This window comes from Paenarthrobacter sp. GQ52, from assembly GCF_059759005.1.
The window spans coordinates 241745-261475 of the sequence record NZ_JCAXEJ010000002.1; the positions used below are offsets into that span (position 1 = coordinate 241745).

17 protein-coding genes are annotated in these 19731 nt (G+C 62.2%); 7 read left to right on the forward strand and 10 right to left on the reverse strand.

Annotated features, from left to right (window positions below; genetic code table 11):
• Positions 1–48 precede the first annotated feature (48 nt).
• Entirely contained in the window at positions 49–1518 is a 1470-nt protein-coding gene (locus tag AC6CH8_RS04650) for a multicopper oxidase family protein (RefSeq protein ID WP_498188984.1), read from the forward strand.
• A 69-nt stretch (positions 1519–1587) separates the two neighbouring features.
• On the opposite strand, the gene AC6CH8_RS04655 is transcribed toward AC6CH8_RS04650, so the two are convergent.
• On the reverse strand, positions 1588–4008 hold the full coding sequence (locus AC6CH8_RS04655; protein ID WP_498188986.1) for a phosphoketolase family protein: 2421 nt from the start codon (positions 4006–4008) through the stop codon (positions 1588–1590).
• 7 nt (positions 4009–4015) lie between these two features.
• Positions 4016–5164, reverse strand: coding sequence for an acetate/propionate family kinase (locus AC6CH8_RS04660; protein ID WP_498188988.1), 1149 nt, complete (start codon positions 5162–5164; stop codon positions 4016–4018).
• A gap of 170 nt (positions 5165–5334) precedes the next feature.
• Here AC6CH8_RS04660 and AC6CH8_RS04665 point away from each other — a divergent pair, with 170 nt between their 5' ends.
• A complete protein-coding gene (locus AC6CH8_RS04665) occupies positions 5335–6129 on the forward strand; it encodes a universal stress protein (RefSeq protein ID WP_498189251.1) in 795 nt (264 codons plus the stop codon).
• On the opposite strand, the gene AC6CH8_RS04670 is transcribed toward AC6CH8_RS04665, so the two are convergent.
• Positions 6126–6632, reverse strand: a complete 507-nt coding sequence (locus AC6CH8_RS04670) for a pyridoxamine 5'-phosphate oxidase family protein (protein WP_498188990.1) — start codon at positions 6630–6632, stop codon at positions 6126–6128. The two genes, AC6CH8_RS04665 and AC6CH8_RS04670, sit on opposite strands and share 4 nt — an antisense overlap.
• A gap of 134 nt (positions 6633–6766) precedes the next feature.
• Here AC6CH8_RS04670 and AC6CH8_RS04675 point away from each other — a divergent pair, with 134 nt between their 5' ends.
• Both AC6CH8_RS04675 and AC6CH8_RS04680 read left to right on the forward strand, forming a co-directional pair.
• Positions 6767–9367 (forward strand): cation-translocating P-type ATPase, encoded by a 2601-nt coding sequence (locus tag AC6CH8_RS04675; protein WP_498188992.1) that lies wholly within the window; start codon positions 6767–6769, stop codon positions 9365–9367.
• A gap of 66 nt (positions 9368–9433) precedes the next feature.
• Positions 9434–9892 carry a universal stress protein gene (locus AC6CH8_RS04680; protein WP_498188994.1) on the forward strand — a complete coding sequence of 153 codons (459 nt, stop codon included), beginning with the start codon at positions 9434–9436 and terminating at the stop codon, positions 9890–9892.
• Here the strand turns inward: AC6CH8_RS04680 and pta are convergent.
• Together pta and AC6CH8_RS04690 are read right to left on the reverse strand one after the other, a co-directional pair.
• The gene (gene pta / locus AC6CH8_RS04685; RefSeq protein ID WP_498189253.1) at positions 9889–11964 is read right to left on the reverse strand and encodes a phosphate acetyltransferase; all 2076 of its coding nucleotides are present in this window, start codon (positions 11962–11964) and stop codon (positions 9889–9891) included. The genes AC6CH8_RS04680 and pta overlap by 4 nt on opposite strands.
• A gap of 32 nt (positions 11965–11996) precedes the next feature.
• Positions 11997–12176, reverse strand: coding sequence for a hypothetical protein (locus tag AC6CH8_RS04690; protein ID WP_498188996.1), 180 nt, complete (start codon positions 12174–12176; stop codon positions 11997–11999).
• On the opposite strand from AC6CH8_RS04690, the gene AC6CH8_RS04695 reads away from it, so the two are divergent.
• A complete protein-coding gene (locus AC6CH8_RS04695) occupies positions 12175–12597 on the forward strand; it encodes a pyridoxamine 5'-phosphate oxidase family protein (protein ID WP_091467011.1) in 423 nt (140 codons plus the stop codon). The genes AC6CH8_RS04690 and AC6CH8_RS04695 overlap by 2 nt on opposite strands.
• Here AC6CH8_RS04695 and AC6CH8_RS04700 read toward each other — a convergent pair.
• From AC6CH8_RS04700 to AC6CH8_RS04715, 4 genes are read right to left on the reverse strand one after another with little or no spacing between them, the layout of a single operon-like run.
• On the reverse strand, positions 12536–14470 hold the full coding sequence (locus AC6CH8_RS04700) for a heavy metal translocating P-type ATPase (protein ID WP_498188998.1): 1935 nt from the start codon (positions 14468–14470) through the stop codon (positions 12536–12538). The genes AC6CH8_RS04695 and AC6CH8_RS04700 overlap by 62 nt on opposite strands.
• Before the next feature lie 9 nt (positions 14471–14479).
• Positions 14480–15547 (reverse strand): zinc-dependent alcohol dehydrogenase family protein, encoded by a 1068-nt coding sequence (locus AC6CH8_RS04705; protein ID WP_498189000.1) that lies wholly within the window; start codon positions 15545–15547, stop codon positions 14480–14482.
• A gap of 47 nt (positions 15548–15594) precedes the next feature.
• On the reverse strand, positions 15595–16059 hold the full coding sequence (locus AC6CH8_RS04710; protein WP_498189002.1) for a pyridoxamine 5'-phosphate oxidase family protein: 465 nt from the start codon (positions 16057–16059) through the stop codon (positions 15595–15597).
• Positions 16056–16526, reverse strand: a complete 471-nt coding sequence (locus AC6CH8_RS04715; RefSeq protein ID WP_498189004.1) for a pyridoxamine 5'-phosphate oxidase family protein — start codon at positions 16524–16526, stop codon at positions 16056–16058. The genes AC6CH8_RS04710 and AC6CH8_RS04715 overlap by 4 nt, the downstream gene beginning before the upstream one ends.
• 153 nt (positions 16527–16679) lie before the next feature.
• On the opposite strand from AC6CH8_RS04715, the gene AC6CH8_RS04720 reads away from it, so the two are divergent.
• On the forward strand, positions 16680–18389 hold the full coding sequence (locus tag AC6CH8_RS04720; protein ID WP_498189006.1) for a GAF domain-containing sensor histidine kinase: 1710 nt from the start codon (positions 16680–16682) through the stop codon (positions 18387–18389).
• Positions 18390–18393: 4 nt separating this feature from the next.
• Here AC6CH8_RS04720 and AC6CH8_RS04725 read toward each other — a convergent pair whose 3' ends face one another.
• Positions 18394–19092 carry a response regulator gene (locus AC6CH8_RS04725; RefSeq protein ID WP_498189008.1) on the reverse strand — a complete coding sequence of 233 codons (699 nt, stop codon included), beginning with the start codon at positions 19090–19092 and terminating at the stop codon, positions 18394–18396.
• 240 nt (positions 19093–19332) lie between these two features.
• Here AC6CH8_RS04725 and AC6CH8_RS04730 point away from each other — a divergent pair, with 240 nt between their 5' ends.
• Positions 19333–19695: an SPW repeat protein gene (locus AC6CH8_RS04730; protein ID WP_498189010.1), complete on the forward strand. Its 363-nt coding sequence runs from the start codon at positions 19333–19335 to the stop codon at positions 19693–19695.
• Positions 19696–19731: the final 36 nt, after the last annotated feature.

Sequence of the window (19731 nt, forward strand, 5' to 3'; positions counted from 1 at the left end):
TAATACGGTGCTGCGGCGCATACTGGAAGTACTAGAAAGAAGCAGCCAGTGAAACCGTTGACGCGCCGGCACCTGCTGGTGCTGGGCGCAGCAGGTGCCGGCGCCACAGCCGCCGGCATCGCCGGGCTGTGGCTGACCACCGGCCCCGGTGCGCAGCCCAGCTACACCACGGGGCTGGACCTGGCCGAACCCCAGGTGCTGGCCAGTCGCGACCATGTGCTGGAAGTGCAGCTAACCGCCGCACCAGCTCAGGTGCAGGTCGGAGGTCGGGAGGCTTCGGTGAACGCGTTTAACGGCTCCTTGCCCGGGCCGACTTTGCGGGTCAACCCGGGCGACGCGATCCGGATCACCCTGCATAACGAGCTGCAGGCACCCACAAACCTGCATGTACACGGGCTGCATGTCTCCCCCCAGGGCAAAAGCGACAACCCCTTCATCAGCGTTGCCCCGGGCGGAACATTCGACTACGAGTTCACACTGCCTGCAGACCACCCACCGGGCACTTACTGGTACCACCCCCATCACCACGGCCATGCCGCCGACCAAGTGGCCGGTGGTCTCTACGGCGCAATTGTGGTGGAGGACACCGAACGGATTCCAGTCAGCAGAGAGAGGGTGATGGTGATCTCTGATTTGTCTCTCGAGGCCGATGGCAACCTTTCCCGGCCGGACCAGATGCAGCGGATGATGGGACGGGAAGGGCAGATGGTCCTGGTCAATGGCAGAATCCGTCCACAATTGCGCGCCGCAACCGGAGAACGGGAACGCTGGCGGATCATCAATGCCTGTCCCTCCCGATACCTGCGATTGTCACTTAGCGGACAGCAGGTCCACCTGCTCAGCCGCGACCTGGGCCGCTTGCCGGAGCCTAAGGAAGTCACAGAGGTGGTTCTCGCACCGGGCAACCGGGTAGAACTGCTCGTGGAAACCCGTGAAGCGAATTCCATGCTCACTGCTACCCCTGTGAACCGCGGCAGCATGAATCCCATGATGGGCGGCCCGGCCATGGGAGGCGGCAGCCTGGCCGGTGGAGGGACGCTCGACCTATGTTCTCTTGCCGTCTCCGCAAGCGCGAGCACTGATCTCCGGCCAGTGCCCAATGGGCGCCCCCTACGCGATCTTCGCAAGGAACCTCTCGCTGCCGCCCGCACCTTGACCTTGGGCGCGGGCATGGACAGTGGACCGGGAGGCATGATTGCCTTCACCATCAACGGCCGGGAATTCGAGCCCGAACGAGTCGACCAGACAACCACAGTGGGCGCCGTTGAGGAATGGACCCTGGTCAACTCCAGCTCCATGGACCACCCCCTGCACCTGCATGTGTGGCCCATGCAGGTCATCCATGATGGCGACCGCAAAGTAACCGAACCCAGATGGCAGGATGTGGTCAATGTCCCTGCCGGCGGCCGGGTGACGATCCGGGTGGCATTCGATGACTTCCCCGGCCGCACCGTCTTCCACTGCCACATCCTCGATCACGAAGACCAAGGCATGATGGCCACCGTCCAAGCGATCTGACCGGCCGGTCAGGGCTATAGGAAGCCACAATCTCCTGCGCACTACGAACACTGGACCTGCATTGGAAGCCTACTGTTGCTGCGTCCACACCCAGTCCCTGATTTCGGGGAGGTCCTCAAAATGCTCGCGGATGTAACGGGAATGGGCGTCCAACTGCGTCCTGCAAAGCTCCAGCAGTTGCTCTGCCCCTGCAAACTGCCCACGTGCCCGGCGTAATGCTTCCATCACCAGGTGGTAACGGCTGACCTTGTTCAGGACCACCATGTCGAACGGCGTGGTGGTGGTGCCTTGCTCGTTGTAGCCACGGACATGGAACCGTTCGGGATGCGGGCGACCGTGCAGGAGTTGGTGGAGAGCCCTTGCGTATCCATGCCAAGCCATCACGACGTCCACGTCAGCGGTGAAGAGTGCTCCGAACTTGTCGTTCGCAAGCCCATGTGGATGCGAGTCCGGAGGTGGCAAGACCATGACGTCCATGACGTTGACCACCCGGACGGACATGGTTGGGACGTGCCGTTTGAGGAGCCATGCGGCCGCTAAAGTCTCCTGCGTGGGAACATCTCCGGCACATGCGAGGACAATGTCCGGCCCCTTGGCGGCTGGAGTTCCTGGATTCTCATTTCCAGCCCAATCCCATGTGGATGCGCCCACGGCTGCGTGCTTCCGCGCCTCTTCGAGCGTCAGGTACTGAAGATGTTCCTGCTTATCGATGACCACCAGATTCACGTAGTCCTTGCTGTTCAGCATGTGTTCTGCGATGACCAACAAGGTGTTTGCATCAGGAGGGAAGTAGATTCGTGTGACTGTGCTGGACAGGGACAGGACCGTGTCGATGAGACCCGGGCCTTGATGGCTGAAACCGTTGTGATCGTTCCGCCAACAGGTGGAGGTCAGCAGGATGTTCAGGCTTGGCACGTGCTGCCGCCACTCCATCTCTCGCGAGTGCTGCAGCCATTTGGCGTGCTGAATGGTCATGGAAGCACTTACCATCGCAAACGCCTCGTAGCTCGCGAACAGGCCGTGTCGGCCCGTTAGCACGTAACCTTCCAGCCACCCCTGGCACAAATGTTCGGACAGGACTTCCATGACGCGTCCGCTAGCGGAAACATGGTCGTCTGCGAGCGCAGCTTCCGCGGTCGCAGCCGGTTCGAGGAGGCATCTGTCGGTGGCTTCAAAGACTGCGCCGAGTCTGTTGCTGTTGGTTTCGTCGGGGCAGAAGAGGCGGAATCTGGGGTCATCGGCAGTGTCGATGTAGATATCGCGAAGCATCTCCCCTAACGGTTTGGTGCTCCCGCTCATCACGCCCCCGCGTGGAACAGCCTCGATGGCATATCGATCGAGCGCGGGTATGTCCAGGTCACGGCTTCCCAATCCGCGGCTGGCCGGCAGGGCGCCCATGCGTAGATCGCCGTCCGGGGCGAGTTGCGCGAGTTCGGGAACCAGCCGGCCGTCGGCGTCGAACAGTTCCTCCGGCCGGTAGGATTGCATCCACGCTTCAAATTGCTTGAGGTGGTCACGGTTGTCTCTGACTCCGGCCAGCGGGACCTGGTGGGAGCGGTGGGTTCCTTCTACGGGCTTTCCGTCCACTGTCACCGGTCCTGTCCATCCTTTGGGGGTGCGCAGGATGATGGCCGGCCATCGTGCGGGCCCGGTGACTCCCTCTCTACGGGCGTGGGACTGGATTGCGCGGATGGATGCGTAGGCCGAGTCCAGCGCTGAGGCGCGGGCGGGGTGGATGTTGGCTGGGTCGTCGCCAGAGACGATGACTGGATCCCAGCCGTGCGCTTCTAATAGCGACGCTACGGCTGTGTTCGAGCGTCTGCCCAGGACGGTGGGGCCGGAAATCTTATGACCGTTGAGGTGGACAATTGGAAGTACTGCCCCATCCCTCAGCGGATTGATGAACGACGGCGCCTTCCAAGAACCTTCGAGTGGACCGGTTTCGGCCTCTCCATCACCGACGACGCAGGCAACGATCAGGTCCGGATTGTCCATGGCCGCACCTGTAGCATGCATCAGGGAGTAGCCCAGTTCGCCGCCCTCGTGGATGGAGCCAGGCGTGGCCGGGCCGACGTGGCTGGCGATGCCGCCCGGCGTCGAAAACTGCCGGACCAGCCGACGAAGCCCTTTCAGATCTTGGCCAACAGCCGGGTAAACCTCCGAGTAGCTGCCTTCCAAATAGGTATTGGCGACGACGGCGGGACCCCCGTGGCCAGGACCGGCCACGAAGAGAACTTCCGCAGTTGTGCGACGGATGAGGCGGTTGAGGTGTGCATAGATCAGCGACAACCCGGGGCTCGTGCCCCAGTGACCCAAGAGCCTGGGTTTGATGTGCTCTACTTGCAGCGGCTCCCGGAGCAGGGGGTTCTCCTGCAGATAGATCTGGGCAACTGTCAGATAGTTGGCCGCAGACCAATACCGGTGCAGGAGATCAAAGTTCTCGCCTTCCAGCGCAATGTTGGTAGCGGCGCGGTTCTCGTCCAGGCTCATATCGTGTTCAACCTTCCTTAGTGGGCATGGCGAGCAAGGCCGCCGTCGATTCTGCAATGGCGCGTTCTTCATCGCTTGGCACGACGAGCACAGGAAAGGTGGAATTCATGGCGCTAATTTTTCGGATGCCTTCCAGGACGGACGTATTCAGATCCTCATCAAGCCCAAGCCCCAGGGATCCCAGCCAGGAGACCACCTTCGCCCTGAAGGTCGACGAGTTCTCCCCCACGCCGCCGGTGAACACCAGAGCATCAGACCGACCAACAACCATCGAATAGGCCGCTATGTACTTGGCGAGACGGTAGGCGGCCATGTCGATAGCAAGACGGGCCTTGGGTTCGCCGCTGCCCGCCGCCTTTTCAACGGTCCGCATGTCTGCGGAGCCCGCAATGGCCAGCAACCCCGATTGGTGGTTCAGAAGGTGGTCGACTTCGTCCGCAGTTGCCCCGTCTTGCTGCAGCAGCAGGACCACGGACGGGTCCAGGTCTCCGGAGCGTGTACCCATGACAAGCCCTTCCAACGGGGTCATTCCCATGGAGGTGTCCACGCTGAGCCCGTTCCTGACGGCGGTGACGGACGCGCCGTTGCCAACATGGGCCACTATCGCATTCAAAGGCGCCACGTCGAGAAACTCTGCTGTGTCACGGCAGGCCATCTCCACCGAGATTCCGTGAAAGCCGTAGCGCCTCACTGGATGGGCCCGGTAGGCGTCCTCCGGAATGGCATAGCGGGCGGCGAAGTCGGGAATGGAGCGGTGGAACGCCGTGTCGAAGACCGCCACTTGTGGGAGATCGGGCCAATGTTTGCCGGCGGCGTCAATGCAGGCAACACTGGCCGGGTTGTGGAGCGGTGCCAAGGGACTTAGTTCTTTAATGGCGGATATTACATCCGCCGTGACAAGTACCGGGGTGCTGAACCGCGGGCCGCCGTGGACTACGCGGTGTCCAATAGCCACCGGATGCACGGTAGCGAGGCGCCTCATGGTGTCATTCAGCTCTTTAAAGGCAGCCTGCAGGCGGGTCGCGCTGGAACGCTCGTCCGGTGGCCAGTCGACCTGTCCGGACGCAAGAAGGGCAGCAGCCGGGTTGGCAGCTGCTGTGTCACGCAGGTGGTACTTCAGCGATGAGGAGCCGGGATTCAGCACAAGAACACGCATGTTCTCCTCTCACTTCCGCGGGGAAGGCTTCGGCCGATGCCTCTCCTGTGGACCCTAATGCACTGAGGCGTTCAGTGGGAGGGCCTTCCGGCCCTTGCGACGGCGGGCCGCCCCGCCGATAGTGGAGACCACCACCGTTGACAATCCGAAGGGAACGTCGGTTCGTGAAGATGCAGATTCTGGTTGCCCTTGATGGCTCACGGGCAGGCTCACCTGTGGCTGAGTGGGCTGCTGCCCGTGCGGACTCCCTTGATCTTGGCCTGGCCCTGGTCCACGTAGTTCCCGGGGAGTGGGCTTACCCCCGGGAGAACGACCATCAACTGGCCCTGGGCCGCGCTGAGGATCTGCTCAACAGCGAAGCGCAACGGCTGGCGGCAGCCTTTCCCAACGTGGGCATTACGACTCAGCGGTTATCTGGCGAACCTGCCGCAACGATTGCTTCCTTGTCACCGGACTACTCGATGGTGGTGGTGGGCACAGACCGCGGACCCGGCACGGAGGGGCAGGGATACGGTTCGGTCAGTTTCCAAGTTGCTGTTACCAGCAAGTGCGCCGTCGCCGTTGTCCCGGGGCCTGCTCCTCAACAGCGTAACGGCGTAGTGGTTGGCGTTGACGGCTCCGCTGAGTCACTCGATGCTCTGGATCAAGGAGCCGGGGAGGCTCAACGTTTGGATGATGAATTGATCATTGTCCATGCAACAGGTCCCGAAGTTGGGCTCGCCGAGGGCGGGAATGTCCTTAGCGCGGCTGTTCAGCGGGTCAACGACAAGTTCCCGTCCGTCGTCGTGAAGGAAGTCTTGGATACCACCCGTGGCCCGGGAGAGGCGCTGATAGCTGCTGCTGGAGAAGCGCAGTTGCTGGTCATGGGCTGCAAAGGACGAGGAGGCTTGAGCGTACTGCTGGGGTCCGTGGCCCAGCATGTGCTCCTGCATGTGCAGTGCCCCACTCTCCTGACCCGACCCTAGCCAGAGGTGCCGGGCGGGACCTCCTGAGTTTCGCCGTCGTGAACGTCAGATGCGGTCGGATCCAGCGGCGGCCACCACTTCGACGGAGGCGCAATGACGAACCGGCGTCCGCTGATCTCCGTAGGCGTGACCCTGACCAGGACGTCCTTGGTGCCGGGCTGCCATGGTGAAAGGCCTGCTTCCACCGCCTCCTGGATGTCTTCAGGCTGGGTTACGAACTCCGGGCTTCCTTTGAGGATGACGCTCCAGGCTACGGTCCCGTAGCGGTTGAACCCATCGGCTTCCAGCGCAATCACCGCCCCTTCCCGAAGGACGTCGAGTTTGGTCCCCGGTCCCGTCCTGAAAAGAAGCGTTCCGTAGTTTGGCACATAGTTCACTGGAAAGATCTCGGGCTCTTCGCCGTTGATAAGGGCGATCCTGCCGATGGACACCGACTGAAGGTACTTCCAGCAGTCGTGGACACTGAGCTCTTTGATGTCTGGATCCATCGATGTGTTCTCCATGGGGCGAGCCTAACCCCTCCGTTCCCACGCTCATAGGGCAGAAGGTCCCGCCTCACTGTGCCTTTCGGCCCTAGACGCGAACAGTTCCCCGGTGGAGTCTTTCATCGAACAGGCATTCCCGCATTGGAGAGAAGATGTCCCCTGGGAACACATCCCCGGCCTCGCTGTCCGCGACCCCGGGCGCCGAGGGCCTTAGTTCGCAGGCCGCCGGCGAATTGTTGCGACGAACCGGACCAAACGTTCTGCCCACCGCCAGGAACGTCCCCCAATGGCGAAAGCTGCTCGGGGAACTGACGCACTTCTTCGCCCTGATGCTGTGGGTTGCAGCGGGACTCGCCTACGTGGCAGGCATGCCACAACTGGGCATAGCAATCATCATCGTGGTGATCGTCAACGGCGTTTTCGCCCATATTCAGCAGGAACGCGCCCAACACGCAGCCGAACGATTGCAAGGGCTGCTTCCCGCCGACGTCACTGTCCGGCGGGATGGGCGCCTTCAGAGCGTGCACGCGAGTGCTTTGGTACCCGGAGATGTGGTGGTCCTGACCGCAGGGGACAGGTTGCCGGCAGACGTGCAGTTCATCTCAGCATCAGCATGCAGCGTCGATGAGTCCATGCTCACCGGAGAGAGCGAGGCCGTACCCAAAACCGCGACGGACACAGCGTGGGGCGGAACGTTCCTGGTCAATGGCGAAGCGGAAGGACTGGTGACCGCCACCGGTGCCAACACCAAGCTGGCAGCCATCGCAGCGCTGACCAGCGGCACCAAATCTCCGCCAACTCCTTTGACCATGGAGCTGCGCAGAATAGTCCGCTTGGTTGCCACCGTGGCGCTCGCCGTCGCTGGGCTGTTCTTTGTGGTCTCGCTCCTCGTCGGAATTGTGTGGCGTGATTCCTTCCTGTTTGCCATTGGGGTAGCGGTTGCGCTTATCCCCGAGGGCTTACTACCAACGGTTACCTTGTCGCTCGCCATGGGCGCACAGCGTATGGCGTCGAGAAACGCACTCGTGCGGAACCTTGAAGCCGTGGAGACCCTCGGCTCAACCACCTTCATTTGCACCGACAAGACCGGCACGCTGACGCAAAACCGGATGAACGCCGTCGAGGTCTTCACACTGGAAGGGCCGCTATATGTTAGCGGTGACGGCTATGCACCCGAGGCCCGGGTGCAAGGGCAGGGGCAGCCAACCGCTGTCCGGGTGGCCTGTGCAGCCCGAGCCGCTTCGCAGGGGCGGGCAGTGCTCCACGGCGACGAATGGGTGGCGAGCGGGGACCCCATGGAAGCAGCGATCGACACTTTGTCGCGACGCCTTGTGGGAAGTGCACCAGAGGAACTGCAGCCATCGGCACGGTTCGCCTTCGACGCCGACCGCCGGAGAGAGTCTGTGATTGTGGGTAACACCCTCTACTTGAAGGGAGCTCCGGAATCCGTCCTTCCACTCTGCGGAGTCGAAGCCGCTCAACTGTCCCAAGAAGTAGAAGCCATGGCTGCCAAAGGCCTGCGTGTCATTGCCGTCGCCACGAGGGAACTGCCTGGAGCAGCCGGTAGTTGGCGCAACCGGCCTGCGGACGAGGCTGAACGGGACCTCGAAGGCATAGGACTCATTGGCCTCCATGACCCACCCCGACCGGACGTGGCCGATGTCATCAAAACCGCCAGGGGTGCGGGGATCCGTATTGCGATGATCACCGGCGACCACCCCTCCACAGCAGCAGCAATTGCTCGGGAAATCGGCCTGCTGGGGCACCCGGACCTGGTCTTTCAAGGCGCCGATCTCCCCCTTGACGAACAAGTGCTGGGGGCGCTCCTGGACCGTGATGGAGTGGTGGTGAGCCGCGTTTCTCCCGAACAGAAACTCAGGGTGGCCAAAGCTTTGCAGAGCCGCGGCCACGTTGTTGCCATGACCGGCGACGGCGTCAATGACGGTCCCGCTTTACGCCAAGCCGATATCGGCGTGGCCATGGGACTCAGCGGCACCGATGTGGCCCGTGAGGCCGCAGACCTGGTGCTGCTGGATGACCACTTCGCCACCATCGTCGCCGCAATAGAACAGGGCCGGGCCACCTATTCAAATATTCACCGGTTCCTCACTTACCACCTGACTGACAACGTCGCTGAACTCACGCCCTTCGTGATCTGGGCACTTTCCGGTGGTCAATTTCCGTTGGCCCTCGGCGTCCTCCAGATACTGGCCCTGGACATCGGAACCGACCTGCTTCCCGCGTTGGCCCTCGGGGCGGAACCACCAGGCAAACGCGTGTTGAGCCGGCCTCCCGAAAAGCGGCATCTCCTGGATCGGCAACTCATGGTGAGGGTGTTCGCGGTCATGGGTCCCACGGAGGCGTTGTTCGCCATGGGCGCTTTCTCTGTGGTTCTCTTCGGCAGTGGTTGGGGCCGTGGGGATCCGCTGAACCCGGAAGTGCTGATGGGCGCATCAGGGTCTGCGTTCACGGCGGTGGTCCTTGGCCAGTTGGCAACTGCCTTCGCATGCCGCAGTGCTACCGCTCCGGCGTGGAAACAGGGATGGTTCACCAACAAGCTGCTGCTGTGGGCCGTAGGGGTGGAACTGGCGGCTTTGGCACTGTTCCTCTATGTACCTCCCATTGCGGGCATCCTGGGTCAGGCTCCTCCTCCCCTCGCTGGCTTTGGCGTTGCGCTCCTTGCGATTCCCGGCGTGCTGGGCGCGGACTGGCTCTACAAACGGCTGCGCCACGGAGGGGCCCTCCCCCGGTGACGCAGCCCGCCGGATCCGTGCCCTTCGACCCTAGTCGGGCGGCTATGTGGAAGGCAGGCTGGTCCCATGAATACACAACCGCGCTCTGATCGGATCGTTGTCGGCGTCGATGGCTCCGAATATTCCTCCAACACCTTGCAGATGGCCGGTCGAATGGCAGCCGCGTTGGGCGGGCCCCTGGATGTCATCACCTGTATTGGAATGTCCGACTACTACTTGGCGTCCCGCTTCGAGCCCGAACTGACACGCTTCACCTCGGAACTTGAGGAGACTGCCATACGGCTGGTGGATCAAGGGCTGGAACGCGCCTTCGGTTCGGAGGTTCCGGAGCACCTGACAGTGACCGTCAAGTTCGGCGAACCGGCCAAGGTCCTTGTCGAGGAAAGCCGCGGAGCACAACTGCTCGTGGTGGGGAGGCGGGGCTCCGGTGGTTTCCTCAATCAGCCCATTGGATCCGTCAGTCGGGCTTGCGCGGCCCACGCGAAGTGCCCCGTCCTGGTGGTCACTCAGGACGAAAAGGGCTAGCTCTCCCCCTGTGCTTGGACAGCAGTGATGGCGACAGTATTAATGATGTCTTCGATTGTCGATCCCCTGGACAGGTCGTTGATGGGTTTGCGGAGCCCCTGAAGTATAGGCCCGACGGCGACAGCACCGGAAGACTGCTCCACGGCCTTATAGGTGTTGTTGCCTGTGTTCAGGTCAGGGAAGACGAAGACTGTCGCCCTTCCCGCGACAGCAGAGGACGGCAACTTTGAACTTGCGATAGCCGCATCCACCGCGGCGTCGTACTGTATGGGCCCGTCCACCGCAAGGTCCGGCCGGGCAGCCGCCACCATGTCCGTGGCACGCTTGACCTTGTCCACCGCCGTTCCGGTGCCGGATACGCCAGTAGAGTAGGACAACATAGCCACCCTGGGCTCGACGCCGAAGTGCGCCGCCGTCGTGGCCGATGCGAGCGCAATGTCCGCCAGTTGCCGGTCCGTTGGATCCGGCACCACAGCGCAATCCCCGTATACCAGCACGCGGTCCGGAAACAGCATGAAGAACACCGAGGACACCAGTCTGTTGCCTTGCTGGCTCTTCATGAACTCCAACGCCGGGCGAATCGTGTTGGCCGTGGTATGCGCCGCTCCGGAGACCATCCCATCGGCCTCGCCCAGGTGGACCATCATGGTGCCAAAGTAGGCGCCATCGAGCATGACTTCCCTGGCCCGTTCCAGGATCACGCCTTTGTGGGCGCGTAACCGTTGATATTCCATCGCGAATCGATCACGTAATGGCGAGTGGGCAGGGTCGATGATGGTGATGCCACCCACCTCTATGCCTTCAGCATCGGCAAGCTCCCGGACCGCCGACGGGTTCCCAAGAAGCGTCACGCGGCACACGTCCCTGCGTCGCAGAATCTCCGCCGCACGCAATACCCGGCTATCTGTGCCCTCAGCCAGAACGATGCGCTTTTTCTGCTGGCGGGCGCGTTCCACCAGGTCATTGAGGAAGCGCAGCGGCGTCATGGTTGCCGGGCGCGGCAGCGCCAGACGTTCGAGCAACTCTGTTTCGTCGATGGAGCGGGCCCACACGCCCAACGCGGCAGCGAGCCGGCGGCTTTCCCCTGAGTGGATCTCGCTGCGGACGTGCGAGACCCGTTGAGCCGCAGTGTAGGTATCCGTAGTTGCAGCGAAGACAGGGAATGGCGCATGCGCCACCAAAGGCAGCACGTAGCTTGCGGGGACCAGGCCATCGGTCAGGATGACTCCGGACGGTGTCGGCAGCTCCGGCGACAAGGCAGAGGCCATGCACGCCATGACGATGTCTGTGCGATCCCCGGGAACAATCACCAGGTTCCCGGGCTTGAGCAGCCGCAGGAAGTTCTCCACGTTCATCGCAGCCACTTCCACGCTACCCACGTCCCGGTCCAGCTCTGCGCTGCCCGTGAGCCGTTCAAGCGACAACGACATCGCCACGTCGGCCACGGTGGGCGTCGATATTTCAGCAACCTCGGGAATCACATAGCTTGGAAGCTTTCCGGTAGCTGTCCGAACGGCGCCCCGGACTGTGTCGATGGCTGCCGGCTGGGCGCGGTTGACCACGACCGACAACACCGTGCTTCTGGCTGCGGCGAGCTGCCGTGATGCGTCGGCCACGGCCTGTGTGGTCTCCCGGGGACTCAAGCCCTGTGCCCCGATGACAGCAAGAACCGGCAGGCCGAGATTGTTGGCCAGCTGAGCGTTCAGGTCAAACTCCCTCCCCGCGTCCGAGCTCCTCAGGTCCGAACCGTCCACCACAACCACGTCACATTCTTCGGCGATGCGTCCGTACTCCTCAAGGGCCCGGGAAACAACCTCGTCCTCGCGGCCTGCCGACAGTGCCGCCCGGGCATCAGCCAGAGTCATTCCGCCTTTGCAGCGGAATGAGTCCATGTTGTAAAGCCGCTGAAGCATCCGGAGTAGCGGGTCGTCGGCCGGATCTGTTCCGTTCACGATTGGCCGGTAGAAACCCAGACGGCCTGTTCTGCGGTGCAACGCGTCAGCCAGGCCCAAGACCACAAGTGATTTGCCTGCTTCCGGTGCGACGGACAAAACATAAACGCCTTGGACCATGGTGAATCCCTCCGGGCCGGTCATCCGATGCTTCAGGTTCCACCCTGCGGGCCCTCAAGACCAGAGCCAAAGGTCACGATGGCAGCTTTTGCCCACGGGACCTTGGACTCTGTTGGTGGCGGGGAGACGGTCATAGGCTCGGGAGCATCGAAACCAACGGCGAAGCGGCGAATCGCCAGCAGCCACCACCCCACCCAGGAGACATAGACCATGGAAACCGACGAACGCCCCGGAACCGTCCTATCCGAAGCCGACTCATGGAAGGTTCTGGAACGTAACCAACATGGTCGTTTGGCTGTCAGCGTCCTGGGTGAGCCGGACATCTACCCACTGAATTTCATCGCCCACAAGCAGCGCCTGCTGCTGAGGACGAATCCGGGAACAAAGCTCGCTGAGCTGACTGTCAATGAGAAGGTTGCCTTCGAAGTTGAAGAGATCGTCGACGCCGAAGCCTGGAGTGTTGTCCTTAAGGGAACTGCCAGGGTGATCGAGTCGCAATCGGAGATCGACGAAGCTGACAAGCTGCCGCTGAAGCCGTGGATTCCGACGCGCAAATACACCTACGTGGAGATCACTCCCACCCGGGTCCATGGCCGCCACTTTGAACTCGGTGATGAGCCGGAGCGGTATTGACCCCACGGCCCTCCGCAGTCTGCACTGACGCAGCAGACCGTCCGGGACCCAAGGCCCTGAGGGCATTGAGAATGGTGGCAAGATCCACCAGCTCCTGCAGCAGCGCCCCGGCGACGGCCGGAATCATGCCTAACGAGGCCATCACCATCAGGCCGAGGCTCAGCAGTATCCCAGTCCAAATGCTGGTCCGCGCGATTCGAAGGGTACGCTGCCCGATGCCAACCGCGACCGCAGCCTTGGATAGGTCGTCAACCATAACCACCACGTCCGCCGACTCGCTGGCCGCAGTGGCGCCTTTGGCACCCATGGCGATGCCGACGTCGGCCGCTGCCAGTACCGGGGCATCGTTGACGCCGTCGCCCACCATCATCACGGGCCTGAGCGGAAGCGCGGCGACGGCAGTAACTTTGTCAGCAGGCAGGCATTCGGCAACGACGTTGCTGATGCCCGCCTCCGCGGCGATGTGTTGGGCTGTCGTTGCAGTGTCTCCGGTCAGGAGCATCGTCTCCGCGACCCCGAGCCTCCGAAGTTCCGTCAGGGTGTCCTTCGCATTTGGGCGCAATGGATCGCTCATGATCAGAGTGCCGGCAAACCGGCCATCCACGCCGACGTAAATCCCGAGATGGCCTCCGGGCAGGGCCGTTTTGTCGAAGCCGCTCACCAGGGAACCGACGTAAGCAGGTTTTCCAACCACAACGTGATGGTCTCCGCAGTCGGCCGTGACACCGTTGGTTGCATGTTCACTCGCGCTCGTTGCCGGTACAAGCGCCAGGCCGCGCGCTCGGGCTGCTGCCATGACTGAAGCAGCCAGGACGTGGGTGGAATACTGCTCAGCGGAGGCGGCCAAATGCAGCAGGGCGTCTTCGGACAGATTCGAGGCCGGGGCCACCCGGATCCCGGCCAGGGAAGGATTGCCTTGCGTGAGGGTCCCGGTCTTGTCGAAGACGGCGGTCTTGACTCTACTGAGTTGCTCAAGCGTCCCCGCGTTTTTGATAATAATGCCGGCATGTGCGGCCCTGCTGGTCCCCGCGAGGAACGCGACAGGTGCAGCTATCAGCAAAGGACACGGGGTGGCTACCACCAAAACCTCAGCGAACCGTCCCGGATCCTGGCTGAAGAACCACGCAGCGCCGGCCATCACCAAGGCGACCAGAGTGAACGGCACCGCATATCTGTCGGCGAGGCGTACCGTCGGAGCCCGGCTTGCCGCAGCTTCCTGAACCAAGGCAACTATTTGGCTGTACTGGGAATCCGCCGCGGTAGCCGTGGCCATCATACGCACGGCATCGGCCCCGTTGATCGAGCCGCTGAGCAGCAGTTCGCCCATGGTTCGCTCAGCAGGCAGGCTTTCGCCCGTCAACGCTGACTCGTCAAAGATTCCGACGTCGGACAGCAAGCTTCCGTCCACCGGTACCAACTCTGACGGCCTGACCAGCAGCACGTCCCCCGGAACCACGGCATCCACCAAGATGTCCTCCACAGGCAGGCCGGGCCGTTCCCGGTGCGCGTTCCGTGGGGACCGATCCAGGAGTGCACGGAGCTCCTTTGTGGCCCTGCCTTGGGCAAATTGTTCCAGCGCTTCGCCGCCTGTCAGCATCAACACCACGATCAGGGATGCCAGGTACTCCCCCACTGCAATAGTGGAGCAAATGGCCATCACGGCCAAGAGGTCTATGCCCCAGCGTCCATGCAGGAGCCCCTTGATCATGGTGCCGGCCCGGTACAGGGCGACACTAAGGGCAAAGATGCTCGCCAGCCCTTGGGCTGCCGGTATCAGTCCGATGGCTGTCAGGACCGCGACGGTGGCGAGCACCACCAGGGTTGCTGTCACTAACGGAAAGCGCAAGGCCGAGCGGAGCAGACGTTGTGTCATGTCCGCTGATCAGTCATGCGGGTTTCGGCTGAGAACCACCTTCAGGGCCCCTGTTTCCGCCGCTCGCGAGAACGTGTCATAGGCATCCATGATCTGTTCCAGCCCGAAATGATGCGTAGCGAACTTATCCGCCGGGAGCTTGTGTTGGGCCACCAGGCGAAGCAGCATCGGGGTGGTGTTGGTGTTGACCAGTCCCATGCTGATGTTGATGTTTTGAATCCACAGGTCCTGGAGGGGCAGTTGGACGGGTTTTCCGTGGACCCCGATGTTGGCAACGTGCCCGCCGGGGCGGACCAGTCGCAGGGCCATGTCAAAAGTCTCCGGTAGTCCGACGGCTTCCATGGCCACGTCCACCCCGGCGCCATCAGTGAGGGCGAGAACGTCCGCAATCCATTCGGGGTTGCTGGGATTGACCGTGTGCGTTGCTCCGAAGTCGCGGGACTTGGCGAGGCGGCCCTCGTCTGGATCTATGGCCACCACGGTGGCTGCACCGTGGAGTCCGGCTGTTGCCATGGCCGCCAGGCCAATGGGTCCTGCCCCCACGATGGCCACGACGTCTCCCGGCGCCACGTGCCCGGCCTGGACTCCGATTTCGAAGGCCGTGGGCAGTATGTCGGAGAGCATCACGGCTTCGTCGTCGGTCACGCCGTGGGGCAGTTTATGCAGGGAGTTCTCGGCATAGGGAACCCGAACGGATTCGGCCTGGGTACCGTCGATGAGGTGGCCGAAGATCCAGCCGGTTCCAGTTTGTCCTTCGTCACCGAGACAGTGGGAAAACAGGCCCTTCCTACAGTTGCCGCAATGCCCACATGACTTGATACAGGAGATGATCACTCTGTCCCCCCGGCGGAGTGAACTGACTGAACTCCCAACATCGGTGACGGTCCCCACTCCTTCGTGCCCGAGGATGCGTCCTGGCTGGACCGCAGGCACGTCCCCTTTGAGGATGTGCAGATCCGTACCGCAAATGGTGGTGGTGTCGATACGCACGATTGCGTCGGTGGGGTGCAGGATGACGGGATCCGGAACGTCTGTCCAGGACTTTTCGCCGGGGCCACCGTAGACGAGTGCCTTCATAGTGTTGTTCCGTCCTTGTTATGCCTGGCTGAAACACCGGGCGCGAGCTAGTGGAAGTCGTCCAGGCGGGCGTCGTTCAAGGGGGTACCCCAAAGATCTGGCCTGGTGGTTTTGAACCGGCGCCCCGTGACGGCATTCGGAGTTAGCCTCAGATAGCAGTCCTTGGTGCCTGGTTGCCAGGGATCCAGGCCCAGGGCGTCGACGTCGGCTCTTTCCTGGCGGTCGAGTATCAGGTGCGTCTGCCCTCGGACAACCACGCTCCATGCCTTTCCGCTGAAGGTCCGGTAGCCGTCACTTTCCAGGGCGCAAGGGGTTGTCAGTGTGCTCCAAAACTTGGTGCCCGCCCCGGTTCGGAACACGATGCTGTCACCGTCCAGCACATAGTTCACTGGAAAGATATCGGGATGTCCGTCCACCAGGACGGCCAGTCGGCCAACGTTGGTCTGCGCCAACAGGTCCCAGCATTCGTCCGGTGCCAGACGTTCGACGACGGCACCTGGCTTAGTTGTCATTCCAAACCCGCCCGGGTGGCGTCGTCGAGCGGACTCCACCATGTCAGGGGTGGGGTCACTTTGAAGCGGCGCCCGGTCAGCGAGGTGGGAACGATCCGGACAAAATGATCCTTCCGCCCGGCCTGCCAGGGGAAGAGCAGCAGACCGACAGTGTCCAGTACTTCCTGGGTCAGCTTGATGCTCTCTGCACCGCCTTTGACCACCACACTCCACGCGACTCCCGACTGTGCGTCTACTCCGTCAGCTTCCAGCGCTACCGGCGTGGAGGTGAGGGCGGCGTGAAGCTTGCTCCCCTCGCCGGTGCGGAAGACAAGCGTGCCGTGGTCTGCTTTGTAGTTAATGGGAAAGATGTCGGGATGGTCCTGCACCCAGACTGCGAGGCGGCCCACCGAGACACCGCGCAGCAGCTCCCAACACTGCTTGTTGTCCAGGATCTCAGCTTCCGGAACCATGGGTTTGTTCATCATGGTTAGACCGTAGGTCCGGCTGCGCGGGGACAACAGGGCACAAAGGCCCACATGCACAATGTCCATGGCTGACGGGCGGGCGCCAGAGTAGTCTGGCAACAGGACGCCGTCCGGTCCCTTCACAGGATTTCCAGCATTCGTCGAAAGGAACTGGTGAACGACTCAGAAGTACCTGAGCCGCAGCCCAACGCTGTGCCGCGGATCCGGATTGAAGACCTCCTGAAGGACTTTGTTGGCCGCGCCGGAGAGCTTCTCCAGGCGCAGGAAAGAACACGGGGTTTGCTCGAGGCGGTTGTGGCCGTGGCAGAAGACCTGAGCCTCGAAGCGGTACTGGACCGCGTAGTGACCTCGGCATGTCGGCTACTCCAGGCGCGCTATGGCGCCTTGGGTGTCATCGGGGAGGACAACGCTCTCAGTCATTTCATCACTGTGGGCATAGACGCAGAACTCGCCCAACGCATCGGACCGCTTCCTACTGGACACGGTGTCCTCGGGCTGCTCATTACAGAGCCGGCACCGCTGCGCCTCCACGACCTCGGCCACCACCCGAAAGCCTACGGATTCCCGCAGCACCACCCTCCCATGAAGTCGTTCCTCGGAGTTCCGGTGCGGGTAAGGGACGTGGTGTTCGGGAACCTCTACCTCACCGAAAAAGAAGGCGGCGGGGACTTCACTCCGGAAGATGAGGACTTGGCCGTTGCGCTGGCTGCTGCGGCCGGGGTGGCAATCGAGAATGCCCGGCTGTATGAAGACGCACGACGACGGGCGTCCTGGCTTGAAGCCTGCATGGACGTCACCGGAAGAATGCTCGGCGCCGACCAGCTGGGGAAGGCCGAAAACTCAGCACTGGACCTGATCGCGGCGAGGGCCCTCCGGGAGTCGGGTTCCCATCTGGCCTTGATCCTGGTTCCGTCTCCTCATGAGCCCTATGTAGTGGCGGGCACGGCTGGAGCCCGTGGGGCTGATTTCGCTGGCGCGTCTTTGGCGATGGAAGCTACGGAAGTGCAGGGCGTCGCAAGCACCGGGAAGCCCACTTGCCTTGATGACTCCAAGGCTCTACTCGGCCTCGCCGTCGAAGGGGTGTCGGCCAAACTGTTGATCATCGACCTCAGTGCCCAAGGAGCCCACCACGGTCTGTTGGTCCTTGCCCGCGATCCCGGTACCGGCAATTTTTCAAAAACCGATGTGGAGATGGGGGCAGTCTTCGGTTCCCACGTGGCCCTCGCGCTGGCGCTGGAACGGATTCACCGGCTCCGGGAACAAGTGGTGGTGTTCTCCGACAGGGACAGGATCGCACGGGATCTCCATGACCTGGTCATACAACGGCTGTTTGCAGCTGGGCTGAGCGTCCAAAGCCTCCGGCGCTTCACAACCGGCGAGGCTGCGTTGAGCAGGATTGACTCTGTGACGGAAGAGTTGGACACAAGTATCCGCGATCTCCGCAACACCATCTATTCGCTGCAGGCCAGTACCCGTGAGCGGGAGTCGTTGAGCGGCCGCATCCTCCAGTCGATCCAGGCCGGTGCCAAGTCCCTGCCGTACGCGCCACATCTGACGCTTGCTGGCGCCGTTGACTCGGTAGATGACGAAGCCATCATCAAACACCTGCTGGCTGTCGTATCTGAAGGCCTCAGCAATGCCGTGCGCCACTCAGGAGCTCAATCCATCAACGTTTCAGTATCAGTGGCCGAGGGACGGCTGACCCTGGAAGTGGTGGACGACGGATGCGGGTTTGTGGATCCTGCCCCGGGAAACGGCCTGGCCAACATAGCTCTGCGCGCAAAGGAGATGAACGGCACCAGTACCATCACCCGCGCACCTGGTAACGGGACATCAGTGACATGGTCTGTTCCGCTCAGCTGATCCTTCAGCGCAGGGAACCGGCATCCTTTTCAGGTGCTTGAGCCATGAACACCGCCGCCTGGGTTCGGCGTTCAAACCCTAGTTTGGCCAGCAGGGACGAGACGTAGTTCTTCACCGTCTTCTCTGCCAGGAGCATTTCTTCGCCGATCTGGCGGTTGGTCATGCCTTGACCAACATATTCAAGGACGCGGCGTTCTTGCGGCGTGAGGGACGCTGTCCTGGGATCCTGCCTCTTCGGCGCCGTGAGGCCCTGGATGATTCTCGTCTTGACGGCTTCGTCGAACAACGACTCGCCGTGGGCGGCTTTTCGTAAGGCGCCCAGCAGGTCTGTGCCCCCGATTTCCTTCAGGATGTAACCTGCGGCTCCGGCAAGAACAGCGGCGCGGAGGGCTTGTTCGTCGTCGTAGCTTGTCAAGATCAGGCAATTCAGTCCCGGGTCGACGGAGCGAACGTCCCGGCAGACCTCGATTCCGGTGCCGTCGGGCAACCGTGCGTCCAGAACAGCGACATCGGGACGCAATGCGGGAATTCGGCGCGTCGCTTCTTCCGCCGAACCGGTCATGCCGACAACCACGAAACCTTCGCCTTCCAAGAGTTCCTGGAGGCCTCTGCGAACCAACTCGTGGTCGTCGAGGATGAAAACGCGGATTGGTTCTCCGGGGGAAACGCCGGTGGTTTGGCCGGCTGTTTCTGGGCGATCCATGATTCTCCTGTCCGGCGGCCGATGGCCGCAATATCGAGAGCTTTGTGTTGGCGGCTCTGCCAAATTCTTGCCGACTGCCTGCCCTGCCCACAAGGGCCCAAGGACCCTGCCGGCGCGTGTGACTTTTGGCCCTGTTGGCAACGTGCCTTTGTACCGACGCTGGAAGAACGGGAGACCCGAAACCGCTCGCAGAAGGTGGGCGGACCCGGCATCGAACAAAATGAAGGAGTATCGATCCCCATGAAGAAATGGACGCGTTGGCAGGACTACACCGTGATCGCTGCCGGCGCCTATGCAGCTCTGTCTGTTATGTGGACCACACAAACCGGATCGTCGACGGCGATCATGGTCACGTTGGGCCTCTTGCTGGTCATTGGAGGAGCGGTGAATCTGGCGATGCCCGGAATGCCCGCGGCTGAGTGGGCCCAGGCGATCGTGGCAGTAGCCCTCCTCCTGGCTCCTTGGGTGGGTGGCTTCACCTCCGCGACGGGCGCTGCATGGAGTGCCTGGATACCGGGTGCGGTGGCTTTGGTGGTGACCGCTCTGGCGATCAGGCCAAGCACTGAGGAATACAGGCACCACCATGTGGCGTCTACACCGTAACCATCAAACCACTCATTGGCGCCGCGTCACCGCGCG